Here is a 5,685-nt window from a genome sequence, read left to right on the forward strand (position 1 = left end):
CTATTTGCTCAATGTGTTCGGCTGAGATCGGAAATCAACCTCTCGCGTGCGATTGCATTTCTCAATCTTGAAACAAAACGCCGCCCGGTTTCCCAGGCGGCGTCGCTATGGCAAGGGTTACATGCTGCTATCGATCAGCAACCTCGTCCTCAAGCATTTCTTGAACGAGCATGCCGGTACGGACGCCCTCAAGATACCACTCGCCACGTTCGGTGAGGCAAATGCCATTTGCAAGCTGACCGCCGTCGTCGCTATAACGCGAGACGACATCAATCATGCCTTCGGAATCCAAGCGATCGATTGCCGCGCGGGCACGATACGGCGAAACCCCCACGCGCTCGGCAAGCGTTTTGCGCGAGAAACCATACGGCCCGCCATTGTCTTCGGTTTGCTGGTCGATCTCCATCAACACCAGCACCTCGACACGCTTCATATCGTTGACACTCGCACGACCCTTGCCCGCCATAGCAGCCTCCTCAAACCGAGCACGAGCATCTAACGCGCCGTGCGCGACCGACACACCTCACGATGGCAGGTAATATCCATCATGCGGCATCCCGCTAAGGATGAAACAGTTACGGTTATTGTATACCGCTCAAATTGTTTCTAGGCAGGTAAACAGCTATTTTTCGCCGAAATAGACGCTTTATTGATCAAAAAGCCGTACCGGGCGCTAACCCGATACGGCCAAAATGCAATGCAATTACCGCGGTGCTTCAAACTTAGCGATGGAAGAAACCGCGGCGCTCAAACTTGGGCTCGCAGCACACGTTGATACCCAGTTTGCGCAGTACCGTCTCGTCCGTCGGCGAGATAATCACGCTAAAGAAGGCATCGCAACCGCGCAGCTGCTCCAGGCCCGAAAGGACGCGAGCGGCCGTCTCACTCGTGGCCGAGGTGATCGACAGCGCCATAAGCGTCTCGTCGGTGTGGAGGCGCGGGTTTTTGCTGCCCAGGAAATGCGTCTTGAGCTTGCTGATGGGCTCGATCGCCTCATCGCTAATGACCTCGAGCTCAAGGTCGACGCCCGAGACATGCTTGAGGGCGTTCATAATGAGCGAACTTGCGGCGCCCAGGCGCGTGGAGGTCTTACCGGTCACCACGGAGCCATCGGGCATGACCATGGCACCCACGGGACCACCCGTCAGCTGCTCCCTGGTGAGGGCCGCCGAGCGCGCCGGTGAGTAGTTCTTATCGATGCCGGCTTTCTTCATAATAATCTTGAGACGGTCGACTTGCTCATCGCCCACGCCGGTACGGCGCACATTTTCGACCGCGGTAAAGTAGCGGCGGACGATCTCCATCTTGGAAGCGTCGCGGCAGGCATCGTCATCGGTGATGGCAAAGCCGACCATATTGACGCCCATGTCCGTAGGGCTCTGGTAGGGGCTCTTGCCCAGGATCTTTTCCATCAGGGCACGAACTACCGGGAAGGCCTCGACGTCGCGGTTGTAGTTGACCGTGGTCTTGTTGTAGGCCTCAAGGTGGAACGAATCGATGATATTGGCGTCGTCGAGGTCAGCCGTGGCGGCCTCGTAGGCAATATTGACCGGATGCGTCAGAGGAAGATTCCAGACCGGGAAGGTCTCGAATTTGGCATAGCCGGCGGCGGTACCGTGCTTATGCTCGTGATACAGCTGCGAGAGGCAAGTGGCGAGCTTGCCCGAGCCAGGACCGGGCGCCGTCACGACGACGAGCGGACGGGTGGTCTCGACAAACTCGTTCTTGCCATAGCCGTCGTCGGACACGATCAGGTCGACGTCGTGCGGATAGCCCTCGATGGGATAGTGGAGCTTGGCGGGAATGCCGAGCGCGTTCAGGCGGTTGCGGAACACATCGGCAGCGGGCTGGCCGGCGTACTGGGTGATGACCACGGCCGCGACAGCAAAGCCGTTGCCGCGGAACAGGTCAACCAGGCGCAGCACATCCTCGTCATAGGTAATGCCAAGGTCACCACGAGCCTTGTTCTTCTCGATGTGGTTCGCGTTAATGGCGATGATGACCTCGACGTCGTCGGCTATGCTCTTGAGCATGCGAAACTTGCTGTCCGGCTCAAAACCCGGCAGCACGCGGCTCGCGTGATAGTCGTCAAACAGCTTGCCGCCAAACTCCAAATACAGCTTGCCGCCAAACTGCGAGATGCGCTCCTTAATATGAGCGGCCTGCAGCTCGATATACTTCGCGTTGTCGAAACCCTGGCGCATATATGGCTCCCGTCCCGTTTCCATTTAATGTCTTAGGCGATTATAACGGAGCCTGCCCTCCCCGATGCCCAGGCCATCAACAGGCACCAACCAAACACGCCATCGATAAGTTGCGGTGAAATAGCTCCTGTTTAACCCCTCAAGACGGCCAAACGGGAACTATTCCACCGCAACTTCCCCTTTTGGCGCAAAGTAACCTGACCCCTTTGCACCAACAGCAGAAACGTCGCGGGCAGAGAACGGACAGCGAACAGGCACCAGAGCGAGCAAGCCGCCCCCTGCGCCAACAATGGCAGCGCCGCAGGTTGAGCATAAGTCAGCGAAAGCCCACCAGAGCGAGCAAGGTGACGTGAAAGAGGAGGGCATGGCGCAAAGCAATCTGACACCTTTACACCAACAAAGGCAGCGCCGCAGGATGAGCATAAGTCAGCGAGCGCCGTCCAGGACGTACAAGTTGGCATGAAAAAGGCAAGGCATAGACCTTTTGGTCATGCCTTGCCTTTTGAATGACAAATTGTCGTCCTGGGCGGCGCGCAGCGTCGACCGGTTCCGGCGTTTGGTAAAACGCCGGAACGCAAGTCGCCCCCTCCCGCGCACGGAACGGGAGGAGGCTAAAGGTAGGAGTCTACCGGTGGGGTTACCCCACCGGACAGACGATGACCAGGTGATCCTTTACAGGATCGTCATGGTTTCCGTGGGGTACCCAAGGGGTACTTAGAGCATCACGCAAGCGACGGTCAGGATGATGGCGCAGACGACGGAGAGAGCGACGATGAGCTTAAGAGCAAACTTGAGCCAGGTCGTCCACTCGATCTTGGCCAGAGCAAGACCGCCCATGATGGCGCCGGAGGTCGGGGTGAACAGGTTCACGACACCGATGGCGGCGGAGAAGATCATGACCATGACCTCGGGCGAGAAGCCGAGCTTAACAGCCAGCGGTCCCATGATGGGCATGGAGACAGTAGCCATACCGGAGGTCGAGGGGATCAGGAAGGACAGGCCGAAGTAGACCAGGAAGCTCATGGGAGCGAAGATCACGCCGGACAGGCCAGCCAGAGCATTGGCGGCAGCGTCGAGGACGTAGACGTCGAGGCCGGTGCTAGCCATGAGGACGGAGATACCACGGGCGAGGGCGATGACGAGGACAACGGACATCATGTCGGCAGCGCCGGTGATGAAGGTGTTGACGATCTGCTTCTCGGACAGGCCGCCGATAATACCGATCAGGACAGCCATGAGGAAGAACCAGGTGGAAGCCTCGTCGAAGTACCACTGACCAATGGGCAGGCCGGTGATCAGGGCAGACCAGCCCTGAACGATGGCGTTACCGTCGGCGTCATAGACAGCGCCAGCATCGAAGAAGTTGGCGACGCCCTCGTTAAGGTCGGCCAGCGGGATGAAGCCGACGATCATGACGACGAAGGTGAAGGCAAAGGCGATCAGAACACCCTTCTGACGACCGGTGAGCTTGACCTCCTTGTGAACCTCGGAAGCAGCCTTGCCGTGAGCCTCTTCGGCGTCCTTGAGCTCCTGCATCGAAAGGATGGTGGAACCCTTGTCAGCCTTGACCTTCTTGGCATAGCTCATGACGAAGAGGATGGACATAACAGTGGTAACAATCCACAGGACGGCACCGAGGCCGATGATGATGGACTGGTTGACCTCAATGCCAACGCCAGTCAGAGCGTCAACGGCAGCACCGACGGCAAACGGGTTAACCGTGGAGCCGAGGCAGCCGCAGCCAGCGCCGAGCAGGACGGTGGCAGCGCCGACCATGGGGTCGAAGCCAGCAGCCATCATGGTGGCGGCGAGCAGGGCGTAGAAGGGAACGGTCTCCTCGCACATACCATAGGTGGTACCACCGAGGGAGAAGATGAACATCAGCACGGGAATGAGCATGATCTCATTGCCCTTAAGCTTCTGCACCAGAACAGCAATGCCGTTGTCCAGGGCGCCGGTCTCGGTCATCATGCCGAGGAAGCCGCCGAGGATCATAACGAAGAGGCAGACGGGCAGAGCGTCAGCGAAGCCCTTGACCGGGGCGGTGCAGAAATCGCTCAAGCGGGCAGCGGTAACCGCGCCACCGGACGTACCGGAGACGATAACGGTAACAACCGCGACGATTGCCAGCAGAGCAAGAAGAATGGTGAACGATGAAGGCATACCGCGCTTTTTCTTAGCGGTCTCAGTCATAGTTCTCATCCCCCCTTCATAAATCATTTACTGATCTCGCCCGAAGCGGCTCTTCCGTGCCGTGCATGTCGCTCGGTGCGAGATTTTTACCAGACAAAAGCGCTCGGGGTGCGCAGCAATGCACCCCGAGCGAGATGCTAGATGCTCTTACTTGAGCGTAGCGTACATGACAGCCTTGATGGTGTGCATGCGGTTCTCGGCCTCGTCGAAGACCTTGGAAGCGGGGCTCTCGAAGACCTCGTCGGTGACCTCCTGCTCGGTGATGCCGAACTGCTCGCACTTCTCGGCGCCAATCGTGGTGTTGGTGTCGTGGAAGCTGGGCAGGCAGTGCAGGAAGATGGCACCCGGGTTGGCCATAGCCATGACCTCGGAGGTAACGCGATACGGAGTGAGCTGAGCGATGCGCTCGGCCCAGACCTCGTCGGGCTCGCCCATGGAGACCCACACGTCGGTGTAGAGAACGTCGGCACCGGTGACGCCGTCCTTGACGTCGGTGGTCAGCTTGATGGTGCAGCCGTTAGCCTCAGCGATGGGCTTGCAGGCCTCGATGACGTCGTCAGCGGGCATGCACTCCTCGGGGCCGCAGGCCACGAAGTTCATGCCGAGCTTGGAGCAGACGACCATGAGGGAGCGAGCGACGTTGTTCTTGCAGTCGCCCATGAAGACGAGGGTCTTGCCCTTGATGTCGTAGTTGAAGTTCTCCTGGACGGTCAGGATATCGGCGAGCATCTGGGTGGGGTGCCACTCGGTGGTCAGGCCATTCCATACGGGCACGCCAGACTTAGCAGCGAGCTCCTCGACGTCGTCCTGGGCAAAGCCACGGAACTCGATGCCGTCATACATGCGGCCGAGAACGCGGGCGGTGTCCTCGATGGACTCCTTCTTGCCCATCTGGGACGAACCGGGATCGAGGTAGGTGACGCCCATGCCAAGATCCATGCCGCCGACCTCGAAGGCGCAGCGGGTACGAGTGGAGGTCTTCTGGAAGAGCAGAACGATGTTCTTGCCCTCGAGATAGCGGTGAGGAACGCCGGCGCGCTTCATGTCCTTGAAGTTCTTGGAGAGCTTGAGCAGGTACTCGATCTCCTCGGTGGTGAGGTCGAGGAGCTTGAGGAAGCTACGGCCGGAGAGGTTAACACCCATGGTTCAAATCCTTTCGAAGAAATGAATTACGTAAGTATTAGTGTTGCCCGTTTGACGGGCGAAACCGGTGCGGTTGTAGGGGGACCGCACCGGAAACGGAAAGACTTAGAGGTCCTCGCGCCAGAAGGGCATGCTCATGCAGCGC

The 5,685-nt window shown here is 58.8% G+C and carries 4 protein-coding genes; all 4 read right to left on the reverse strand.

The features are described 5' to 3' along the window. Positions 1–127: 127 nt before the first annotated feature. Complete coding sequence (locus tag DW925_RS09810) at positions 128–466, reverse strand: hypothetical protein (protein WP_040358312.1); 339 nt, start codon at positions 464–466, stop codon at positions 128–130. Between the two features lie 256 nt (positions 467–722). Continuing rightward, on the reverse strand, positions 723–2,204 hold the full coding sequence (locus tag DW925_RS09815) for a DUF1846 domain-containing protein (protein WP_006234276.1): 1,482 nt from the start codon (positions 2,202–2,204) through the stop codon (positions 723–725). A 714-nt stretch (positions 2,205–2,918) separates the two neighbouring features. After that, a complete protein-coding gene (locus DW925_RS09820; RefSeq protein WP_369831459.1) occupies positions 2,919–4,406 on the reverse strand; it encodes a YfcC family protein in 1,488 nt (495 codons plus the stop codon). Between the two features lie 138 nt (positions 4,407–4,544). Beyond that, a complete protein-coding gene (gene argF, locus DW925_RS09825; RefSeq protein WP_117584234.1) occupies positions 4,545–5,540 on the reverse strand; it encodes an ornithine carbamoyltransferase in 996 nt (331 codons plus the stop codon). Between the last annotated feature and the right edge of the window lie 145 nt (positions 5,541–5,685).

Source organism: Collinsella sp. AM43-1 (assembly GCF_003467925.1).
Taxonomy (GTDB): Bacteria; Actinomycetota; Coriobacteriia; order Coriobacteriales; family Coriobacteriaceae; genus Collinsella.